At 73.7% G+C, this 20,372-nt stretch carries 17 protein-coding genes, 1 tRNA gene and 1 other RNA gene; 13 read left to right on the top strand and 6 right to left on the bottom strand.

All coding sequences use genetic code 11. The features are described from left to right. Window positions 1-70 precede the first annotated feature (70 nt). Window positions 71-1,405 carry an MFS transporter gene (locus tag ACPYOM_RS13310; RefSeq protein ID WP_481346326.1) on the bottom strand — a complete coding sequence of 445 codons (1,335 nt, stop codon included), beginning with the start codon at window positions 1,403-1,405 and terminating at the stop codon, window positions 71-73. Between the two features lie 100 nt (window positions 1,406-1,505). Here ACPYOM_RS13310 and ACPYOM_RS13305 point away from each other — a divergent pair, with 100 nt between their 5' ends. Then, window positions 1,506-2,363 carry a LysR family transcriptional regulator gene (locus tag ACPYOM_RS13305; RefSeq protein ID WP_481341913.1) on the top strand — a complete coding sequence of 286 codons (858 nt, stop codon included), beginning with the start codon at window positions 1,506-1,508 and terminating at the stop codon, window positions 2,361-2,363. A gap of 30 nt (window positions 2,364-2,393) precedes the next feature. On the opposite strand, the gene ACPYOM_RS13300 is transcribed toward ACPYOM_RS13305, so the two are convergent. Beyond that, window positions 2,394-5,135, bottom strand: a complete 2,742-nt coding sequence (locus tag ACPYOM_RS13300; protein ID WP_481346325.1) for a DNA polymerase III subunit gamma and tau — start codon at window positions 5,133-5,135, stop codon at window positions 2,394-2,396. A 171-nt stretch (window positions 5,136-5,306) separates the two neighbouring features. Here ACPYOM_RS13300 and egtB point away from each other — a divergent pair, with 171 nt between their 5' ends. The 6 genes from egtB to ACPYOM_RS13270 all read left to right on the top strand — a co-directional run bounded on the left by egtB (window position 5,307) and on the right by ACPYOM_RS13270 (window position 11,853). Next, window positions 5,307-6,647, top strand: a complete 1,341-nt coding sequence (gene egtB / locus ACPYOM_RS13295) for an ergothioneine biosynthesis protein EgtB (protein WP_481341915.1) — start codon at window positions 5,307-5,309, stop codon at window positions 6,645-6,647. Next, window positions 6,644-7,633: an L-histidine N(alpha)-methyltransferase gene (gene egtD / locus ACPYOM_RS13290; protein WP_481341916.1), complete on the top strand. Its 990-nt coding sequence runs from the start codon at window positions 6,644-6,646 to the stop codon at window positions 7,631-7,633. Before egtB ends, egtD begins: the two co-directional genes overlap by 4 nt. A 116-nt stretch (window positions 7,634-7,749) precedes the next feature. Continuing rightward, on the top strand, window positions 7,750-8,211 hold the full coding sequence (locus ACPYOM_RS13285) for a DUF3817 domain-containing protein (RefSeq protein WP_481346324.1): 462 nt from the start codon (window positions 7,750-7,752) through the stop codon (window positions 8,209-8,211). Window positions 8,212-8,343: 132 nt separating this feature from the next. Beyond that, the gene (locus ACPYOM_RS13280) at window positions 8,344-9,000 is read left to right on the top strand and encodes an ABC transporter ATP-binding protein (RefSeq protein ID WP_481341918.1); all 657 of its coding nucleotides are present in this window, start codon (window positions 8,344-8,346) and stop codon (window positions 8,998-9,000) included. 187 nt (window positions 9,001-9,187) lie between these two features. Continuing rightward, entirely contained in the window at window positions 9,188-10,579 is a 1,392-nt protein-coding gene (locus tag ACPYOM_RS13275) for a hypothetical protein (RefSeq protein ID WP_481346323.1), read from the top strand. 47 nt (window positions 10,580-10,626) lie between these two features. Beyond that, window positions 10,627-11,853 (top strand): GNAT family N-acetyltransferase, encoded by a 1,227-nt coding sequence (locus ACPYOM_RS13270; RefSeq protein WP_481346322.1) that lies wholly within the window; start codon window positions 10,627-10,629, stop codon window positions 11,851-11,853. Window positions 11,854-12,051: 198 nt separating this feature from the next. Here ACPYOM_RS13270 and ACPYOM_RS13265 read toward each other — a convergent pair whose 3' ends face one another. Continuing rightward, a complete protein-coding gene (locus tag ACPYOM_RS13265; protein WP_481346321.1) occupies window positions 12,052-13,257 on the bottom strand; it encodes an MFS transporter in 1,206 nt (401 codons plus the stop codon). 75 nt (window positions 13,258-13,332) lie between these two features. Here ACPYOM_RS13265 and ACPYOM_RS13260 point away from each other — a divergent pair, with 75 nt between their 5' ends. After that, window positions 13,333-14,406 (top strand): LacI family DNA-binding transcriptional regulator, encoded by a 1,074-nt coding sequence (locus ACPYOM_RS13260; RefSeq protein WP_481346320.1) that lies wholly within the window; start codon window positions 13,333-13,335, stop codon window positions 14,404-14,406. Between the two features lie 24 nt (window positions 14,407-14,430). On the opposite strand, the gene ffs is transcribed toward ACPYOM_RS13260, so the two are convergent. Beyond that, an RNA gene (ffs, locus tag ACPYOM_RS13255) (signal recognition particle sRNA small type) lies at window positions 14,431-14,529 on the bottom strand. 154 nt (window positions 14,530-14,683) lie between these two features. Between ffs and ACPYOM_RS13250 the strand changes: the two genes are divergently transcribed. From ACPYOM_RS13250 to ACPYOM_RS13235, 4 genes are all read left to right on the top strand, one after another. After that, window positions 14,684-14,771 (top strand) — tRNA-Ser (locus ACPYOM_RS13250). A 260-nt stretch (window positions 14,772-15,031) separates the two neighbouring features. Beyond that, complete coding sequence (locus tag ACPYOM_RS13245) at window positions 15,032-15,739, top strand: MBL fold metallo-hydrolase (protein ID WP_481346319.1); 708 nt, start codon at window positions 15,032-15,034, stop codon at window positions 15,737-15,739. 43 nt (window positions 15,740-15,782) lie between these two features. Then, window positions 15,783-16,796 (top strand): ornithine carbamoyltransferase, encoded by a 1,014-nt coding sequence (argF, locus tag ACPYOM_RS13240; protein WP_481341924.1) that lies wholly within the window; start codon window positions 15,783-15,785, stop codon window positions 16,794-16,796. Window positions 16,797-16,850: 54 nt separating this feature from the next. Next, window positions 16,851-17,894 (top strand): hypothetical protein, encoded by a 1,044-nt coding sequence (locus ACPYOM_RS13235; protein WP_481346318.1) that lies wholly within the window; start codon window positions 16,851-16,853, stop codon window positions 17,892-17,894. 28 nt (window positions 17,895-17,922) lie between these two features. Here ACPYOM_RS13235 and ACPYOM_RS13230 read toward each other — a convergent pair whose 3' ends face one another. Together ACPYOM_RS13230 and ACPYOM_RS13225 are read right to left on the bottom strand one after the other, a co-directional pair. After that, complete coding sequence (locus ACPYOM_RS13230; RefSeq protein ID WP_481346317.1) at window positions 17,923-18,465, bottom strand: LytR C-terminal domain-containing protein; 543 nt, start codon at window positions 18,463-18,465, stop codon at window positions 17,923-17,925. Window positions 18,466-18,522: 57 nt separating this feature from the next. After that, window positions 18,523-18,819, bottom strand: a complete 297-nt coding sequence (locus ACPYOM_RS13225; protein ID WP_481341927.1) for a type II toxin-antitoxin system VapB family antitoxin — start codon at window positions 18,817-18,819, stop codon at window positions 18,523-18,525. Between the two features lie 129 nt (window positions 18,820-18,948). On the opposite strand from ACPYOM_RS13225, the gene ACPYOM_RS13220 reads away from it, so the two are divergent. After that, window positions 18,949-20,372, top strand: a 1,424-nt coding sequence (locus tag ACPYOM_RS13220; protein ID WP_481346327.1) for a helicase HerA-like domain-containing protein, incomplete at its 3' end; no start/stop codon positions are given.

Raw genomic sequence — 20,372 nt, 5'->3', positions numbered from 1 at the left:
GCGGCCCCGAGTACCGCCCCATGAACAGGTCGTAGGCGTCCGCCGGAACCTCGAAGGTCACGCCCCGACGCTACGCCGTGCTGGGTTCCTCCACCGCCGAATGCCGCTCGTCCGCGCGGCGGGCCGGGGCCGGGCCGGTCCGCTGCGTCTGCCCCACGAGCGGAAGCCACGTCATGGCGGGCACCCCGGTGCCGGGCGTTCGGGCGAGGCGGCGCCGCCCGCGGCCGCGCAGACCGGCGACGAGGGCCACGACCGCCGTGACGAGACCGGCCGCGCAGAGGGTGGGGCGCACACCGAGCTCGTCGATGACCGCGCCGCCGACGAGCATCCCGACCGACCCCGTGACGTCGACGAGGTTGGACTGCCCGGCGAGGGCCGCCCGTCGAGCGGGACCGGACGTCTGCCCGAGGAGGACCTGCGTCATGGCCCGGATGCCGACGACCGTCACGGCGCCCGCAAGGGCCGACCAGACGGCGACCGGCGCGGGTGTGATCCACAGGGCCATGGCGACGAACGCAAGCCCCTGCCCGACCCACGCGACGGTCGCCACGCGCACCGGGTTCGAGGACGGCGGACGCGCGGCCACCACGAGCGTCATCGCGAGCGCACCGACCCCGTAGGCGGCCAGTGCCGTCGCGTAGAGCGTGCCGGACTGCCCGGTCCGTTCCCCCTGCACCGCGAGGCCGAGCGCGAAGGCGAACCACAGCATGCAGCTCGTCCCACGCATGACCCAGCCCCGGAGGATGTCCGGGTGGTGCCGCACGGACGCGAGGATCCCGGGCGCCGGGCCGGCACCTGCGGCGTCGGGGTGAGCATCGACCGCGCTCGCCTCCGGCCCCAGGACGACCCGACGCACGAGGAGGGACGACCCGACGAGGGCGAGCCCTTCGACCCACAGCAGGACGTGGGTCCACCCGAGCTGCACACCGACTCCCGCGAGACCGGGGCCCACCACCATCGCAGCCCGGCGCACGGCGTCGTCCCACGTGACGACCCGCGTGGCCATCCCGTCCCCCAGGCGGTCCCCGAGGTCGCCGAGCAGGGCCGTGCGACCGGGCGACGCCAACGCGTTCGACACCCCGACCGCGAGCCCGGCCACGGCGAGGACGACCGGGTGCATCAGCCCGAGGACCAGCGCCACCGGGACGACGAGGACCGCGGCGGCCTGCCAGAGCGAGACGAGGGCGAGACCGCGCCCGTCCGAGAGGCGTTGCCGCAGGCGACGAGCCCACCAGGGCGAGGTGACGACCGGTAGACCGGCGAGGCCGCCGACGAGACCCGCCATCGCGGCCGAGTCGAAGTGCCTCAGGACGACGAGTGGGAGGACGACCTGGGTGAAGCGGAACGCCAGGTACTCGATGGCGTTGGAGGTCAGCACGGTGCGGACGGCGCGGCTCGGGGTCACGTGCTCCAGCGTCGCGCCCCGACCGCCGTACCGGTAGACAGGACGATCTCGGTACGGGTCATAAGATGGCCTTATGGATCCATTGCACCAGGTGCCGGACGTGGACGACCTCAAGCTGGTGCTGACGCTGCACCGCACACAGTCCCTCGGGTCGGCGGCGCGCGAGCTCCTGGTGAGCCAGCCAGCGGCCTCGCAACGACTGGCTCGCCTCGAACGGCGCTGTGGCACAGTGCTCTTCACCCGGAGCCCGATGGGGACGACCGCGACGCCGGCCGGTCTGGAGATGGTCCGTCAGGCGGACCACATCCTCAGCCACCTCGGCGGTGTCTACGCTGCCGTCCGATCCTCGGCCTCCGCGCGAACGCTTCGGGTGGGCACCTTCGCCGGGCTCTCGGGCTACGTCTTCCCGGCACTCGACGAGCTCGTCGGGGACGAGGTCCGGCTGGTGACCTCCGTCTACCACGGCAGCGAGATGCTCGAGCTGGTCGCCGAGGGATCCATGGACGCGGCGGTCATCGGCATCGCCGAGCAGGTCCAGCTGCCGCCGCACGTCGTCGCGCACCGGCTCGGCACCGACGAGCTCGTGGCCTTCGTCGCGGCCGGCGTCGAGCCGCCGCGGCGGGGTGCGCGGCCCTTCCTCGACCGGGTCGTCACCTACGCGCCCTACGACAACTCCGGCCCGCTCATCGCCGAGCGCGTCGCCGCCCTGGGGGGCACGGTGCGACACGCCGCGACGGCACCGGTCGCCCTCGAGATCGCCCGACGCCGGGAGGGGATCGCCATCGTGCCCTCGAGTGCCGCCCGGATGTCCGGCCGACCCGGTGACCGCGTCATGACCTCTCGGGTCGACCTTCCCGTCCGGCTGTCGGTCATCGCCCGCGGTGAGCTCGACCCGGTGCTGGCCGCTGCCCTACCGGCCCTCGCCCGCGCGCTCGGACTGCGCCGCCGCAGCAGCTGACCACGTGACGAACGGCCGTGCGACGGACGGTCAGTCCTCGAGCTCCTGGACCACACGGCCGCCGAGGACCTTCTCGATGACGGCACGGCCGACGTCCCCGGACTGCTCGATGTCCTCGTCGTCGTCGCTGACGGCGGAGTCGTCGGTCAGGGGCGGGCGGGGCGGGTCGTCGTCGTTGGAGCGGGGCACGGACGCCCGGGCCCTCGCCTGGGCGAAGGACTCGCGGACCGCGCTGGCGCCGCGCACCGCCGAGACCGTCGGGGCACCCTGGTCACCGCTCCCACCTGAGGGGATCCGGTCGCCTCCGGCCGAGGGCGTGGCCGTGACCGTGGCCGAGGACGGGTGGGTGGAGGTGGCCGGCGTCCCGGCCGCGGGGGCGGACGCGGGACCCGTGGCCCAGTCCGGTGGCGGGCCGGCGGCGCTGCCCCAGCCCGCGTTTTCCTCGAGCGAGCGGCCGGACACCGGGCTCAGGCCGGAGTCGGCGAGCCGCGCCGCCCCGCCCGGCGCGGCACCCGGACCAGCGTCCGGAGCTGCGTTCGGGCCACCGGCGTCGTGACCCGCCCCGGCGTCACCCCAAGAGCCTCGGGCCGCGGCACCGGGGAGGTCAGCCGCGGAAGGAGGCCCGCCTGGTACGCCCTGTCCCGCCTGTCCTGGCTGTCGTGCCTCTCGGCCCTGCGCGCCCGTCGGACCGCCCGGATCACCGGGCCCGGGGTCGCCGGGACCACCCCGGCCCGTGGGGTCGCCGCCGCCTTCGGGACCGCCTTCGCGTTCAGGACCGTCGTCGTCGCGGGCAGGGGGCATCGCACCGGCCGGCGGGGCGACCGGCGCCTGTTGCGACACCTCGGCCACGTGCACGCCGTCGACGAGGGCGTCGACGCCGAGCTCGTCGATGAGGGCCTGCCGCACCACCTCGGCGTGGTTGCCGGCACGGAACGTCGTGGTGAGGCCCGCGGTGGCGATCCCCAGGGTCAGCGTGCGTCCGTCGAAGGCCGTCACCTGGGCGTTCTGGGAGACGAACGTCCACGTGATGCGGCGCATCGTGAAGATCCGTCCGAGGACGTTGGGCCACGCGCGGCGGATGGCGTCGGTGTCCATGCCGCTGGACGGCGGGGTCCCGCCGGGCCCGGTGGCCGCCCCGGCCGCCGCGGCCGGCTCGTCCTCCTCGCCGCCGTGGGCGTGGAGGACGCCGCGACCCGGGTCGTGGACGACGTCGTGCGACGACCCGGCACGAGGCGAGCCCCCGGACGCGGCCGCTGCCCCGGAGGCACCCGTCGCTGCGTCGCCCGCCGTCGCCGCGTGGCCCGGGCCCTCGCGCGGCTCGTCGACGGCGGAGGGACCGCCCACGGACTCCCGCGGCACCGCGACCGGAGGGGCTCCGGCCTCGGCGCGTGCGGCGTCGGTGCGTCCGGCGTCACCGGGACCCGAGGGCGCCGGGGCGCCCGTCGGCCCGGCCCCCGGGGCCGCCACGGCCGGCGTCGCCACCGCGGCGGCCGCGGGCGGCGTGTAGTCGGACACCGTGCGCGGCGGCGCGGTCACCGCGCCCGCGGCCGCGGAGGGGACGGGCCCAGCGTGTGCCGCTGCGCCCGCGGGCCGGGCGGCCGACGGCACACCGCCGACCTCGAGGCGCCGCTCGAGCCGGTCGAGGCGAGCGGCGTAGCCCTGCTCGCCGGAGGACGCCGGGAGCAGGATGCGCGCGCAGATGAGCTCCAGCTGCAGCCGGGGTGCGGTGGCGCCGGTCATCTCGGTGAGGCCGGTGTTGACGATGTCGGCCGCCCTCGACAGGGCGCCGGGACCGAACGCGGCCTGCTGGACGCGCATCCGTTCGAGCTGGTCCTCGGGGATGCCGCGCAGGACCTGACCCGCCCCCTCCTGGACCGCGGCCACGACGATGAGGTCGCGCAGCCGCTCGAGGAGGTCCTCGACGAAGCGCCGGGGGTCGTGGCCCGACTCGATGACGCGGTCGACCTGGCGGAACGTCGCCGCGCCGTCGCCGGCCGCGAGGGCGTCGACCGTGGCGTCGAGCAGCTCGCCGTCGGTGAACCCGAGCAGCGACACCGCACCGTCGTAGGTGAGCCCTTCGGGGCCCGACCCCGCGATGAGCTGGTCGAGCACCGACAGCGAGTCGCGCACCGACCCACCGCCGGCCCGCGTCACGAACGACAGGACGCCGGGCTGCACGGCCACCTGTTCCTGCTCGAGGAGCCGCTCCATGTACGCGGTGAGCTTGGCCGGGGGGACGAGCCGGAACGGGTAGTGGTGCGTGCGCGAGCGGATCGTGCCGATGACCTTCTCGGGCTCCGTGGTGGCGAAGACGAACTTCACGTGCTCGGGCGGCTCCTCGACGATCTTGAGCAGGGCGTTGAAGCCCTGCGGCGTCACCATGTGCGCCTCGTCGATGATGTAGATCTTGAAACGGCTCTGCGCCGGGCCGTACGAGGCGCGTTCCCGGAGGTCACGCGCGTCGTCGACGCCGCCGTGGCTCGCGGCGTCGATCTCGATGACGTCGACGCTGCCCGGCCCCCCGCGCGCCAGCGCGACGCACGACTGGCACGTGCCGCAGGGTGTCGGCGTCGGACCCTGCTCGCAGTTGAGGCAGCGGGCCAGGATGCGCGCGCTCGTCGTCTTGCCGCAGCCGCGGGGGCCGCTGAAGAGGTAGGCGTGGTTGACCCTGCCCGTGCGCAGCGCCTGCATGAGCGGCTCGGTGACGTGCTCCTGGCCGATGACGTCGGCGAAGCTCTCGGGCCGGTAGCGGCGGTACAGGGCGGTGGCCATGCCGGAAACCCTAACCGTCCGGACCGACGCCGGTCTGCCCGGTGAACAGGTGCTTACGAGTCGCGGCCGGCCCCCGGACGGGGTGGTGGCTGTCGGCGGCCCGACCTAGGGTCGAGGGCACTCAGGTCCAGGTGCAACGAGCGCCGTCAGCGGCCGATGGAGGAGGTCACGATGCCCGATCCGACCCCGCACGCGACATCCGCGCGGGAGTGGGACGCCGAGGCGCTCGTCGCCCGCTACGGCGAGGTGCGCGCCCACACCGAGGCGCTCGCCGCCCCCCTGTCCCCCGAGGACCAGACCGTCCAGTCGATGCCGGACGTCTCGCCGACGAAGTGGCACCGCGCGCACGTCACGTGGTTCTTCGAGACGTTCGTCCTCGCCGACCACGAGCCGTCGTTCACGCCGTACCAGGACCGCTACTGGTTCCTCTTCAACAGCTACTACGAGGGCGTCGGTCCCCGGTACGCCCGGCCGAACCGCGGCCTCATCAGCCGGCCCGGCGCCCACGACGTCGGTCTCTACCGCGACAACGTCGACGCCCGCATGCGCGATCTCGTGCAGGGCCTCGACGGTGGCGCGCTCGAGAAGCTCACCTCGACCATCGAGCTCGGCTTCCACCACGAGCAGCAGCACCAGGAGCTGCTGCTCATGGACATCAAGCACGTCCTGTCCCTCAACCCGCTCCAGCCGGCCTACGCCGGCACCCCGAGCCCCCCGAGCGAGCCCGACGCGCTCGGCTGGGTCGACGTCGAGGGCGGGCTCGTCGAGATCGGGCACCGCGGCGGCGGGTTCTCCTTCGACAACGAGCTGCCGCTGCACCAGGCCTGGCTCGAGCCGTACCGGCTCGCCGACCGCCTCGTCACCAACGGCGAGTGGCTCCAGTTCATGGCCGACGGAGGGTACGACCGGCACGAGCTGTGGCTCTCCGACGGCTGGGGCCGGGTGCGCGGCGAGGGCTGGCGCGCCCCGTTCTACTGGACCCAGGTCGACGGCATCTGGTTCGAGCACACCCTGAGCGGCACCTGGCCGGTCAACCCCGGCCTCCCGGTCAGCCACGTCAGCCACTACGAGGCCGACGCCTACGCGACGTGGGCCGGCAAGCGGCTGCCCACCGAGGCCGAGTGGGAGCACGCGGTCGTCGCCGACGGCCAGGCCGACGCCTCGGCGGGCGGTGACGGGCACGCGGCGTCGGCCACCGCCGAGGGCAACCTCGCCGACACGCTGACCTTCCACCCGCGGGCGGCCCCGCCCGCGAACGGGCACCTGCGTCAGGTGTACGGCGACTGCTGGGAGTGGACCTCCTCGGCCTACCTCGCCTACCCGGGGTACCACCCGCCGGCCGGCGCGATCGGCGAGTACAACGGCAAGTTCATGTCGGGCCAGATGGTGCTGCGTGGCGGTTGCGCCCTGACGCCGCCGGACCATGCCCGCGCCACGTACCGCAACTTCTTCCCGCCGGGGGCCCGGTGGGCCCTGTCCGGGGTGCGGCTCGCCGACGGGGGTGCCCGGTGACGACGCCGGCCGGCCGCGAGCCGGTCGTCACCGTCGCCCTCGACCCCGACTGGGCCTCCGGCTCGCTCGTGTCCGACGTGCGTCGGGGGCTGGGGGCACAACCGCGGACCCTGCCGCCGAAGTGGCTCTACGACGACGCCGGCTCGTCCCTGTTCGACGAGATCACCCGCCTGCCCGAGTACTACCCGACCGAGCGCGAGCGCGAGATCCTGCGCGACCACGCGGCCGACATCGTGCGCGCCTCCGGGGCCACGACGCTCGTCGAGCTCGGCAGCGGCACGAGCGACAAGACCCGGACCCTGCTCGACGCGTTCACCACCGCCGGCCACCTCGAGCGCTTCGTGCCCGTCGACGTGTCCGAGCAGACGCTGCGCGACGCCGCGGCGATGCTGAGCGCGCGCTACCCGTCGCTGCTGGTGGAGGCGCTGGTCGGCGACTTCACCCTGCACCTGGGTCACCTGCCGCGCGGAGGCCGGCGCCTCGTCGCCTTCCTCGGGGGCACGATCGGCAACTTCTACGTCGAGGAGCGCGCCGCGTTCCTCGGGGCCCTGGCCGACAGCCTCGAGCCCGGCGACTGGTTCCTGCTCGGCACCGACCTCGTCAAGAGCAGCGACCGGCTGATCGCCGCCTACGACGACCCGGGAGGCGTCACGGCGGCCTTCGTCACCAACTGCCTCCACGTGCTCAACCGCGAGCTCGGCGCCGACTTCGACGTCGACGCCTTCTCCTACGTCCCCTTCTGGGACCCACGCGAGGAGCGCATGGACCTCCGCCTGCGCGCCGACATGCCGCAGCGGGTCACGGTGCCCGGGGCCGACCTCGTCTTCGACCTGGCCCACGGCGAGGAGATCCGTGTCGAGATCTCGACGAAGTTCCGGCCCGAACGGCTCGACGCCGAGCTCGGCGCCGCCGGGTTCACCGTCGAGCACCGGTGGACCGACGACGACGGCGACTTCGCGCTCACCCTGGCCCGCCGCGACACGTGAGGCCGCACGGTCCCGTCGGGCGGAGCCGGGGTCGGTCGCGGTGACCGCGCGGTCCCGCCTGATCGGGCGTTTGGCACACTGGGCGCTCGAGTACGACACGACGTAGGAGACGCCAGATGACCCCTCGTACCCTCTACCGACGCCTCGCAGCAGCGGAGGTGGTCACGTGGGCGTTGCTGCTGCTCGGCATGGTCCTCAAGTACGTCACCCGGACGACCGACCTCGGAGTCAGGGTCTTCGGGCTCGCCCACGGCGTCGTCTTCATCGCCTTCTGCATCGCCACCCTGCTGCTCTGGGTCGACGAGCGCTGGACCGTGCGGGAGGTCCTCCTCGGCCTGCTGAGCGCGGTGCCCCCGTTCCTGACCATCTGGTGCGAGCGGCGCCTCGAGCGGCGCGGCCGGCTGGGCGGTGTCTGGCGGCTCGGGCCTGGCGGTGATGCCGCGAGGACGCCTGCGGAGCGACTCGTCGCGACCCTGCTCGCCCGGCCGCTCGTCGGTGTCGGCATCGGCGCCCTCGCCGTGCTCGGCCTCACCGGCATCGCCCTGCTCGTCGGGCCGCCCGTCGGCACCCAGGGCTGACCCCGCTGGCCGGCAGACCCCTGCCGCCGGCTGCCGGCTGCCGGCCAGGGCTGGCACCCGTGTCCCAGCCGCACGGCATACGGTGTCGTCAGCCGGCCGGGAGTCGGGCCGGAGACCCGAGGAGGGCGAGAGATGGCTGCGGTGGCGGTGCTGACCGGCGAGGTGCGCGCGGAGGGCGTCAGCAAGACGATCGACGAGACGACCCTGCTGCGGCCCACCGACGTGCGGGCCGACCCGGGCGAGTGCATCGTCCTGCGCGGCCCCAACGGCTCCGGCAAGACGACGCTGCTGCGCATCATCGGTGGTCTCCTCGTGCCGAGCACGGGCACCGCGACGATCGGTGGTCGCGAGGCCGACGAGCGCGACCGGGCGGTTCGGGCCGCCGTCGCGGCCCTGCTCGGCGCCCCGACGACCTACCGCGACCTGACCCTCGTGGACCACCTCGTCCTCATCGACTCGACGTGGGGCGGTGACCCCGCCAGGTCGGACGACCGCAGCCTCGCGCTGCTCGAGCGCCTCGGCATCGCCCACCTCGACGACCGGTTCCCCCACGAGCTCTCCTCGGGGCAGGAGCAGCTGTTCCGCCTCGCCCTGACGTTCTCGCGGCCGGCGAGCGTCGTGCTCCTCGACGAGCCGGAGCAGCGCCTCGACACGGCCAAGCGCCAGGTGGTCGCCGACCTCATCCGCGAGCGCATCGACTCGGGTGTCACCGTGGTCATGGCCTGTCACGACCCCGAGCTGACGGCCTCCCTCGCGACCCGCGTCGTCGACGTCGTGCCGGCGCGCTGATGGTCCGGCGATGAGCAGGCGCAAGCGAAAGCGTCAGGCCGCACGGGCGGCGGCACCGCCGACGCGGCCCGGCCCCGGCAGGCCCGCACCGGCTGCCGACGGCTCTGCACCTCTGTCGAGCACGGAGGCGTCGACGCCGCCGGAGCCGAGGGCCCGTCCGATGCCCCGGGCGACGGTGGAGGTCCCGATGCCCTCCGGCCCACCGGCGGCCGCCGAGGTCGTGTACGACGACCACGACCTCCTCGGCCAGGCCGACTGGGTCATCGGTGGCGAGGCGGCTCGCAAGGCGCGGCGGCAGGGCCTGTACGCGGGCTACGTCCTCTTCCTCGGTGCCCTCGTCTACGGGTTCCCCATCGTGCAGGCGGTCTTCCGCACCTCCGACGCCAGGTCCCTCGGCGAGCAGCTGCGCTCGCCTGTCGCGGTCGTCCTGCTCGTCGCGTCGGTCGTCGCGCTGCTCGGGGCCGTCGTCTTCGCCGGCCGGTTCCGGGGTCCGGTCGTGCCGCCGATGCCGTGGATCGACCTCGTCCTGCCGGCACCGCTCGACCGCGCGCTCGCCCTGCGGCGGTGGTGGCGCTACGCCTCGGTCGGCGGCCTGTTCGTCGGTGCGCTGAGCGGTCTGACCCTCGGCGCCGGCCTGGCCTTCGCCCACCTCGCCGGGGTCGCGACTGTTGCCGTGACGACCCTGGCCGGAACCGCCCTCGGCGTGCTCGCGACCCGGCTGTGGCTGTGGTCGCAGGTGCGCTCGTGGCCCGGCCCCGACCGTGGCCTCGGCCTGCTGTGGCGGGTGACCGACGCCCTGCGCGAGCTGCACGCCGAGTCGCTGCGCACCCACTCGGCGAACACCTCGACGATGGCCGGCTCGGCCCTGACCGGGAACCTGCGCACCGCGCGGCTGGCGCTGACGCGGCCCGTGCGGCACGGCCGGTCGGCACGGCTGCGACCCGGTGGACCGTTCACCGTGCTCGTACGTCGCGACCTGCTGGGGCTGCGCCGCACGCCCGGCGCCTTCCTGTCCGGCCTGGGCCTCAGCCTCCTCGGCGGCGCGATCGTCACGTGGGCCTTCACCCAGCCGGCGGCGCCGAGCATCGCGGCGACGATCGGCCTCCTGCCGCTCTACCTCGGCTTCGGCGCCTGGGCGGAGGGTCTGCGGCTGCAGGCCGACAACGTCGGGACGCCCTCGCTCCTCGGCACGGGCGAGCTCACCGAGGCGGGCGCGCACGTCGTGCTGCCGACCGTGCTCACGGTCCTCGTCCTCGGCGGCTGGGCCGGGGTGGCCGCCGCGCTCGGCTCGCTCCCGGCCAGCGCGGTGCTGTCGCTGTGGCTCGTCCTCGTGCTCGTCACGGCCGGCAACGTGCTGGCCGCCTTCCGCGGCTCCCCGACGTTCATGCTGCGGCCACAGACGGTCATCGCCTGGTACGCGATGCCCGCGCTCGTCGTCGTCGTGCTGGGATCCCTCGTCGCGGTGCTGACGAAGGCCGGCCGCTACACCTGGCTCTCGGTCGTCAGCTGGCTCGTCTACGTCGTGCTGGCGTGGGCCGTCGCGAGGGTGCGTCGCCTCACCTACCTGCATCGCGCCTGACATCGACCGGGTCGCCCGGGACCCGGCCACTCGCTAGGTTCGGGCCCATGACGGACCTGCGCACCCGTGACGCGACGCGCGACGACCTGCCGGCCATCCTCCGCATCCGGAGCCGGTCGTTCGGTCCGCTCGGCGCCGGGGGCGACGGCTGGTGGGAGCGCGTCGCGGCCGAGACCCTGGGCGGGCGCATGGTCGTCGTGACCGACGACACGGGTACCGTCGTGGGCTCCGGTCGGATCCGCCCGTTCCACCAGGCCTGGGGCGGCCGGCACCTGCCGATGGGCGGCGTCGCCGGCGTCTACGTCGAGCCGAGCGCCCGCGGCCGCGGCGTCGCCACGACCCTGACGCGCGCGCTCGTGGCTCGGATGGGCGAGCTCGGCGATGTCGTGTCCTGCCTCTTTCCCACCGCACCGGCGCTGTACCGGCGCTCGGGCTACGAGGTCGGCGGCGTGCAGTCGCGCACGACGCTGGCCTCGCACCTCGTCCGCGCCCTCGGTTCGACCGGCCACAGCCGACGCGTCCGGTCCGCCACGCCCGAGGACGCCCGCGCCCTCGAGGCCCTGACCCGCACGGCCCAGGCCCGGCACGGGCAGAGCGGACCGATGGCGCCGAGCGCCGGGACGTTCCGACGGATGATCGAGCAGGACGAGCTGATCACGTACGTCGTGGGGCACGACGCTGGCGGCGGGGAACCCACGGGGTTCGTCGCCTACGACCTGTCGGCCGAGGCCGCGACCGTCGAGCACCTCGTCGCCGCGGACGCCCCGACGGCTGCGGCGCTGTGGGGCATCGTCGGGTCGGGGTCGTCGGCCGTGCCGACGGTGCACACCCACCTCGACCCCCGCGACCCCGTGCTCCTCGCCCTCACCGGGCTGCCGGAGACACAGGTGCACCAGGTGCCCTGGATGGCCCGCGTCATCGACCTCGCCGGTGCGTTCGCGGCACGTGGGTTCCCGCCGCTCACGACCGCGGCGGTCGACCTCGCCGTGTCCGACGCCGACGCGCCCGCCAACGCCGGCGTGTGGCGTCTCGCCGTGGACGGCGGTGCCGGAACCGCGACCCGCCTCGCCGACGGGTCCGGCGAGCCGGAGATGTCGGCCGACCTGGAGTCGTCGGTTCCCCGCGTGGGCCCCCAGGGCCTCGCCGCCTTGTGGTGCGGCTGGTCGACGTCGCGGCTGCGCCTCGCCGGGCTGCTCAAGGGTGGCTCACCCGCCGACGACGCCGCCCTCGACGCGGTCTTCGCCGCGGCGCCCTACATCACCGAGTACTTCTGACCCCCGGCGCCGCCCATCACCGAGCACTTCCCAGCCGCGGCGCCCTACATCACCGAGTACTTCTGACCCGCAGTGCCGCCCATCACCGGGTCGAGCGGCCGGAGCGAGCGCGGCTCGTCGCCGCTGAAGCGGCGTTTCGGGCGTTCGTTCCGGCCGCTCGGCCCGGAGGACCGAGGGACGTCGACGGGTGGTGGCGCGTCAGGTCCGCGGGCCGGCGCCGGGCTCCCGAACGGCGGGCAACGCGAGGAGCGCGACGCCGCACAGGACCCCGACGACGAGCAGGGAGTGCAGCACGCCGACGTGGTCGCCGAGGAAGCCGAGCAGCGGCGGGCCGGCGAGGAACGCGGTGTAGCCGATCGTCGAGACGACGCTCATGCGCGCGGCCGCACGGCGCGGGTCGTCCGCGGCGGCGCTCATGCCGACCGGGAAGCCGAGGCTCGCGCCGACGCCCCAGACAGCGGCGCCGACGAAGGCAAGCACGGGGCCGCCGAGCACGACGAGGACGCAGCCGACGACGGCCGAGACGAAGAGGACACGCAGCACGGGCAGACGACCCCGGTCGTCGAGGAAGCGGGTGCCGAGGACCCGTCCGGCGGTCATCGCGCTGAGGAAGACGGCGAAACCGATGACGCCGACCCACCGGGGCAGGCCGTAGCCCTCCGAGAGCGCGACGCCGACCCAGTCGTTGGCCGTGCCCTCGGTGAAGGCGGCGGCGAGGACGACGACCCCGATGAGCAGGGTGCGCGGCTCGCGCCAGGCCGCGGCGATCCCGGCCTTCTCCTTGACCTCCTCGCCGTGTTCGTCGACCTCCACCGACCGCGGCAGGAAGGCGCGGAGGAACCAGGGCGTCACGACGACGAGGAGCACGACGACACCGACCAGGTGGACGAGGATCGACACGTGCAGCGCCGAGAGGCCGGCACCGACGAGGGCGCTGACGACGGTGCCGCCGCTGAACGCAGCGTGGAAGTGCGGCATGATCGCCCGGCCGAGGAGACGCTCGACGGAGGCCCCCTCGAGGTTCATGCTGACGTCGAAGACGCCGGTGCCGATGCCGACGAGGAAGAGCCCGGCCATGACGAGGGCGCGCTCGTGGGCGGCGGTCACGCCGAGGCCGACGCCGAGCAACCCGACGCCCTGCACGAGGGCCGCGCCGAGCAGCGTCCGGGCGGCGCCCAGGTGGTGCACGATCCAGCCGGACAGCGGCAGGCCGAGCACGGAGCCCAGCGAGGCCGCGATCAGGGTCAGTCCGAGCTGCCCGGCGGACAGGTCCAGCTCGTGCTTGAGGTCGGGGACGCGTGAGGCGAAGGCGGCGAACGCCGCGCCGTTGAGCGCGAACGCGGTGAACACCGCCGTGCGCGCGGTGCGCACGACGTTCAGCTCGGAGCTTCCGACGCCGGTCATCGACCCAGCCTCTCATCCCTGTCGACAGCATGGTCGAATCGATTCGACTCGAATCGTTTCGATAGCATGCCGCCCATGGCACCCGTCGGTCAAGCCCGTCCCACGCTCCGCGATGTCGCCGAGCGCGCCGGCGTCTCGGTGTCGACGGCCTCCCTGGTGTTCAGCGGCAAGGGCCCGGTGGCCGAGGCGACGGCGCGGAGGGTCCGGGAGGCGGCGGCAGAGCTGGGCTTCACCGGCCCGAACCCGCTCGCGTCCTCGCTGCGCCAGGGGCGCGCCGGCGCCGTCGGCGTCCTCGTCGAGGGCCGCCTGCGCACCGCCTTCCGCGACCCGTTCGGGATCGCCGTCCTCGACGGCCTCGCCGAGGTGCTGGAGTCGGTGCCGACCGGCATGCTCCTGCTCGGCCAGCCGTCCGACGACCTCGACGCGGTCGTGCAGCAGCTGTCCGGGCTCGCGCTCGACGCCGTTGTCTTCTCACTCTGCGGCCCCGGCGAGCACCCGGCCGTCGCGCACCTCGCCTCGCGCGGCATCCCGATGTTCAGCACCGGCGTGCCGAGCGACCGCCGCATCACCCAGGTCCGCGTCGACGAGCGCGCCGCCGGCGCCGAGGTGGCCCGGCACGTCCGCGATCTCGGGCACCGACGCGTCGCCCACGTGGCCATGCCGTTGACCCCCGGCAGTCACGCCGGGCCCGTGCCGGACTCGGAGGTGTCGACGCGCGACGTGGCGATCGCGTCGACGGGCCGGCTGCTCGGGTTCCGTGACGTCTTCGGTCCGGACGCGGAGGCGCTCCAGACCGGTGACGGCTCCTGCGTCGAGGGTGGGATCGCCGCCGGGGGCGCCCTGCTCGACCGGCCGGCGCGCCGGCGGCCGACCGCGGTCGTGTGCCAGTCGGACGTCATCGCGGCCGGCGTCGTCATCGCCGCGGAGGAGCTGGGCCTGGCGGTACCGGACGACCTGTCGGTCACCGGGTTCGACGGCGTCGACCTGCCGTGGCTGCCGCACCGCCTCACGACGATGGACCAGCAGGGCCGCGAGAAGGGCAAGGTCCTCGGTGACCTCGTGCGGCGTCGCCTCGAGGGCCGTCGGGTGCGCAGCGTGACCCAGCCGGTGACCCTCCGCGTCGGCACGACGACCGCTCCGCCGCGCTGAAGCCCCTCGCCAGGTCGGCAGCCGGACAGAGGGACACCCCGCGTACCTGGAAGAGCCCTCCTACCCTTGCTGCATTCCTGCCCTGGGGGAGTTCGGAGAGGTACCACCACGCGGGGTGCCGGCGGCCAGTGTATGCCGCGCCGTCGGTCAGCCGGAAATCCGGTCGGGCGACGTGCCGGTGGAGGTCGTGGCGGCCACGAGCGGCCCGGCGGCGGTGGGCGACGAGGCGCGACCGCCGATTTCATCCGCACCGGCCTCCTCCGGTAGCCTCCCCCACGGAGGATTCGCATAGTGGCCTAGTGCGCACGATTGGAAATCGTGTTGGGATAAAACCCTCGGGGGTTCAAATCCCCCATCCTCCGCCAACACGAACGGCCCCCGCCGCGCTCTGCGCGGTGGGGGCCGTGCGTGTATGCGGAGTCCCGCGGGATGTGGGAGCAGCCGGAGCGACGCGGAGGCGACGGCTCCCCCATCCTCCGCCACGCGACCACATGGCGCGTTGTCGTGGCCGTGCAGCGACCCCGACCGCGACTCGCGACCACATGGCGCGTTGTCGTGGCCGTGCAGCGACCCCGACCGCGCCACGCGACCACATGGCGCGTTGTTGCGGCCGACGACTGGCGCAGTGCCGGGGGAAGGTCTGCGCGCGGTCGTCGACGCCGAGATGGACGCGTGGGCGCGCGAGCATGGACTGGGCGACCTCGACCTCGTCGTGGCGCACAGCCACGCCCACGGTGACCACGTCGCCGGTGACGCCGCCTTCGCCGACCGGCCGCGCACGACGGTCGTCGGGCACGACACGGCGGCCGTCCACGCCTTCTTCGCTCTCGCGGCCGAAGAGCCCGACGCGGCGGTGCCGTTCGACCTCGGCGGGCGCCTCGTTGACGTGCTGCCGATTCCCGGCCACCACGCGTCCTCGGTCGCCTTCCACGACCGGGCGACGGGGCTGCTGCACACCGGTGACACCGTCTACCCGGGCCGGCTCTACGTCGACGACCCGGCGGCGATGGCGGCCTCGCTCGACCGGCTCGTCGCGTTCGCCGAGCGCGAGGGGGTGCGCCACGTGCTCGGCTGCCACGTCGAGATGACGCGTCGGCGCGGCCGCGACTACCCGCTCGGCTGCCGGTACCAGCCGGACGAGCCGTCGCCGTTCCTCACCGTGGAGCAGCTCAAGCGGGTCCGTGACGGCTGGACGACGTCCGGCGGACGCCCGGGCACCCACCGCCTCGACGACGTCGTCCTGTGCATCGGCACCGGCCGGAGGGTCACCGGGCCGCTGCTCGCCCGCGCGTACCTCGAGCGCATCCGGGACGCCGCGCGGCAGCTCACCTGAGACCCCTTTGCCGCGTCCGGCCCGGTGCTGGAAGCATCGGGCCATGACGCTCGCCGCCCTGTACGGACGCTCCCTCCTCAAGGAGACCGACCTGACGCCCGAGGAGTTCCGGGCGCTGCTCGACCTCGCCGCGAACCTCAAGGCGGCCAAGCGTGAGCGACGCGAGCCGCGCCACCTGACCGGCCTCAACATCGCGCTGCTCTTCGAGAAGACCTCGACGCGCACCCGGTGCGCGTTCGAGGTGGCCGCGGCGGACCAGGGGGCGAGCACGACCTACCTCGACCCGAGCGGCTCGCAGATGGGCCACAAGGAGTCGGCCAAGGACACCGCACGCGTCCTCGGCCGCTTCTACGACGGCATCGAGTACCGCGGCGCGGGCCAGGACGTCATCGAGACGCTGTCGGCGCACGCCGGTGTGCCGGTGTGGAACGGGCTCACCGACGACTGGCACCCGACGCAGTCGCTGTGCGACGCCCTGACGATGCGCGAGCACGCCGGCAAGCCCGAGTCCGAGACCGCGTACGCGTTCGTCGGCGACGCGAGGTTCAACATGGGCAACTCGCTGCTCGTCACCGGCGCGATGCTCGGCATGGACGTGCGCATCGTGGCGCCGCGGTCGCTGTGGCCCTCGGACGCCGTCGTGGCCATCGCGCGGAGGTACGCCGCGGACACCGGCGCACGCGTCACCCTGACCGAGGACGTCGCCGAGGGTGTGCGCGGCGTCGACTTCCTCCACACCGACGTGTGGGTGTCGATGGGCGAGCCCGCCGAGGTGTGGGCGCAGCGGATCCACCTGCTCGCGCCGTACCAGGTCAACGCCGAGATGCTCGCCCTCACCGGCAACCCGTCCGTACGGTTCATGCACTGCCTGCCGGCCTTCCACGACCTCGACACGAAGGTGGGCCAGGACGTCCACGAGCGCTTCGGGCTCAAGGAGCTCGAGGTGACCGACGACGTGTTCGAGTCCCCGGCGTCGGTCGTCTTCGACCAGGCCGAGAACCGGATGCATACGATCAAGGCGCTCATGGTCGCCACGCTGGCCCGTCTCGACGCCTGACGTTCACGCGGCGGCGGTGGTGCCGTTCCCGGGCGGTGCGGGAGAACGACAGGCATGCACCTCTCACGCACCCCTGTCGTGGCGGCCGTCGCCGCCGCCCTCCTCACGATCCCCGCGGTGGCCTCTGCCGCGACCATGACGACCGACGTCCCGTCCGGCCAGCACAAGGAGGGCCACCTCTCCTTCGCCGTCATCGGCGACGTGCCGTACGGCGCTGCGCAGGTCGCGGCCTTCCCGCGCTGGGTGGACCAGATCAACGCGACGCCCGGGCTGTCCTTCACGGTCCACGTCGGGGACATCAAGAACGGCTCCTCCGCGTGCACCGACGAGTACTTCGGCATGATCCGCACCCAGTTCGACCGGTTCACGATGCCGCTGCTCTACACCCCGGGCGACAACGAGTGGACCGACTGCCACCGCACCACCAACGGCACGTACAACCCGCTCGAGCGTCTCTCCGCGATCCGCACGACCTTCTTCCCGGTGCCCGGACGCACCCTCGGCGCCGACCCGATGACCGTCGACTCGCAGGTCGCACAAGGGATTCCCGAGAACGTGTCGCTGCGCCGCCAGGGCGTCGAGCTGGCAACACTGCACGTCGTCGGCAGCAACGACGGCCTCCTGCCCTGGCCCGAGCTCGGGTTCACGAGCCCGACGGCCGCGCAGGTGGCCGAGGAGGGCGCCCGCATGGACGCCGCCGTGGCCCAGGTGCGCGAGGCGTTCGCGTCGGCCCGCCGGCGCCACGACCGCGCCGTGGCGCTCTTCACCCAGGCCGACATGTTCGACCCGACCTACGACGTCACGTGGGGCGACGACTCGGCCTTCCAGCCGCTCGTGCGCGAGCTCGTCGCCCAGTCGCGCGACTTCGACGGCGAGGTCTACCTCTTCAACGGCGACAGCCACGTGTACAACGCCGACCACCCGCTCGCGGCCGGGTCCCCGTGGCTCGACTTCTACGGGGTCGACGGGTCGGCGCCGAACCTGACCCGCATCACCGTCGACGGGTCGAGCAACAACAAGGACTTCCTCGTGGTGACCGTCGCCCGCCCGGGTGCCGAGCACGTCCTGACCTGGCGGCGCATCCCCTACACGTCCTGAGCCGAGGGGCGCGGCCCGACCGTCAGCCTCAGCCGTCGGTGACGGTGACGGTCGGGCAGGGCGGCAGCGTCGACGTGGGCGTCGGGGCGGCAGGCGTCGGACCGAAGGCCTGCCACGCGTCGCCCACGACGAGGTCGACGGTGTCGCCCTTGCGCTTGTCGTTCACGTACGTCGCCTTGGGCACGTACTGCTTGAGCAGCCGCGCCGAGTCGGCCCCCTCGGGCCCGAAGCGGATCTGGGCGACGCCCTTGACGGTGGCGTTCTTCGGGTCGTTGGCGACGGCCTTGACCGAGAACCCGCGCTTGTCGGCGCCCTTGGCGACAGCCGCGGCGAGGCCGCGGCGGCTCGTCGCGTTGTAGACGTTGAGGCTCACGTCGCGCGGCTGGAGCAGGTCGGTGGCCGGCTCGGTGCTGCACGGCCCGGCCTTGGGCTCGGAGGCGCGCCAGTAGCTCGACGCGTAGTAGAACGCGCCGGCGAGCGCCAGCAGGACGACCGCGATGACGACGGTCGACCGACGCCGGCGCCGCACCCGGTAGGTGCCGCCGCCCCCGTCGTCTGCGACGTCCGACATCCGGTCTCCTTGTCCTCGGCGAGGTCCTCGGCACGCGCACCCGGTGGTGCGCGTGTGTCAGGAGAGTACGAGGACTCGGGCGTGAAGGACAGGTCTCTGCTGGAGTGCCGCGCGAAGAGCCCGGTGCAGGCCGTCCTCGAGGTACAGCTCGCCGTTCCACTCGACGCAGTGCGGGAACAGGTCCCCGTAGAAGGTCGAGTCGTCGGCGAGCAGCCCGCGCAGGTCGAGGGTGCTCTTGGTGGTGATGAGCTCGCCGAGCTGGACGACGCGCGGCGGGACGTTCGACCAGTCCTTCGTCGTCTCGAGTCCGTGGTCCGGGTACGGGCGGGAGTCGCCGACGGCCTTGAAAATCACCGGGCCAGCATAGACAGCGAACTCGTGGGCGCGCCGACTAGAGTTCCCGTCGTGAGCGGGTCACCGAACGAGGCCACGACCGGCACCGACCAGACCGACCGGACCGACCGGAACGCCCAGACCGACCAGATCGACGAGATCCGGGCGGGCTACGCGTTCGAGGGCAGCGTGCTCCGGCTCGGTGCCGCCGTCGTCGACGGTACGGCCCATGCCGACGCCCCGGTGCAGGTCCCGCTCAGCGTGCTCAACCGGCACGGCCTCGTCGCGGGCGCAACCGGCACCGGCAAGACCAAGACGCTCCAGCTCATGGCCGAGCAGCTGTCCGACGCCGGCGTTCCGGTCTTCCTCGCCGACCTCAAGGGCGACCTGTCCGGCATCGCCACCCCGGGCGAGGGCGGCGACAGGATCACGGCGCGCGCCGCCGACGTCGGCATGCAGTGGGAGCCGAAGAGCTACCCGAGCGAGTTCTACACCCTCGGCGGCAAGGGCACCGGCATACCGGTCCGGGCCACGATCACGGGGTTCGGCCCGACGCTGCTGTCCAAGGTCCTCGGCCTCAACGACACCCAGGAGAGCAGCCTCGGGCTGGTCTTCCACTACGCCGACAAGAACGGTCTGGCGCTGCTCGACCTCAAGGACCTGCGGGCCGTCATCACGCACCTCACCTCCGACGACGGCAAGGCCGACCTCAAGGAGCTCGGCGGCCTGTCCAGCGCCACGGCGGGCGTCATCCTGCGCGACCTCATCGCCTTCGAGGACCAGGGCGCCGGGGACTTCTTCGGCGAGCCGGAGTTCGACACCGCGGACCTGCTGCGCGTCGGCGCCGACGGCCGCGGCATCGTCTCCTGCCTCGAGCTGCCGCAGGTGCAGGACCGGCCGCAGCTGTTCTCGACGTTCCTCATGTGGCTGCTCGCCGACCTCTTCCACGAGCTGCCCGAGGAGGGCGACGTCGACAAGCCGAAGCTCGTCTTCTTCTTCGACGAGGCCCACCTGCTGTTCCAGGACGCGAGCAAGGCGTTCCTCCAGGCCATCGAGCAGACGGTCCGGCTCATCCGGTCCAAGGGCGTCGGAGTCTTCTTCGTGACGCAGTCGCCCAAGGACGTGCCGGCCGGCGTCCTCGCCCAGCTCGGCAACCGCGTCCAGCACGCGCTGCGCGCCTTCACCCCCGACGACGCCAAGGCCCTCAAGCAGGCCATCGCCACGTACCCGCACACGGCGTACGACATGGAGACGCTGCTGACGAGCCTCGGCATCGGGGAGGCCGTGGTCACGGTGCTGTCCGACCGGGGTGTGCCGACGCCGGTGGCGTGGACGCGGATGAAGGCACCGAACTCGCTCATGGACCCCTCGCCGCAGGCCACGCTCGACGCCGTCGTGACCGCCTCGCCGTTGCGGGCCAAGTACGCGGACGTCCTCGACCGCGAGTCCGCCTACCTGTCTCTTATACACATCTCCGAGCCCACGAGACGCGTAGTAATCTGGGGGGGGGGGGTTTGGGTGGGGGAGGGGGGGGGGGGGGGGGGGGGGGGGGGGGGGGGGGGGGGGGGGGGGGG

It is taken from the genome of Monashia sp. HAY1-2A, from assembly GCF_056755315.1.
This window is presented reverse-complemented; position numbering and strand designations above follow the sequence as displayed.

Excerpts from the sequence above, each read along its gene's own strand:
- ACPYOM_RS13230 (WP_481346317.1), bottom strand. The coding sequence starts at position 18,465 with ATGTCGGACGTCGCAGACGACGGGGGCGGCGGCACCTACCGGGTGCGG.
- ACPYOM_RS13265 (WP_481346321.1), bottom strand. The coding sequence starts at position 13,257 with ATGACCGGCGTCGGAAGCTCCGAGCTGAACGTCGTGCGCACCGCGCGC.
- ACPYOM_RS13275 (WP_481346323.1), top strand. The coding sequence starts at position 9,188 with ATGCCCTCCGGCCCACCGGCGGCCGCCGAGGTCGTGTACGACGACCAC.
- ACPYOM_RS13280 (WP_481341918.1), top strand. The coding sequence starts at position 8,344 with ATGGCTGCGGTGGCGGTGCTGACCGGCGAGGTGCGCGCGGAGGGCGTC.
- argF (WP_481341924.1), top strand. The coding sequence starts at position 15,783 with ATGACGCTCGCCGCCCTGTACGGACGCTCCCTCCTCAAGGAGACCGAC.
- egtB (WP_481341915.1), top strand. The coding sequence starts at position 5,307 with ATGCCCGATCCGACCCCGCACGCGACATCCGCGCGGGAGTGGGACGCC.
- ACPYOM_RS13260 (WP_481346320.1), top strand. The coding sequence starts at position 13,333 with ATGGCACCCGTCGGTCAAGCCCGTCCCACGCTCCGCGATGTCGCCGAG.
- ACPYOM_RS13285 (WP_481346324.1), top strand. The coding sequence starts at position 7,750 with ATGACCCCTCGTACCCTCTACCGACGCCTCGCAGCAGCGGAGGTGGTC.
- ACPYOM_RS13300 (WP_481346325.1), bottom strand. The coding sequence starts at position 5,135 with ATGGCCACCGCCCTGTACCGCCGCTACCGGCCCGAGAGCTTCGCCGAC.
- ACPYOM_RS13235 (WP_481346318.1), top strand. The coding sequence starts at position 16,851 with ATGCACCTCTCACGCACCCCTGTCGTGGCGGCCGTCGCCGCCGCCCTC.
- ACPYOM_RS13270 (WP_481346322.1), top strand. The coding sequence starts at position 10,627 with ATGACGGACCTGCGCACCCGTGACGCGACGCGCGACGACCTGCCGGCC.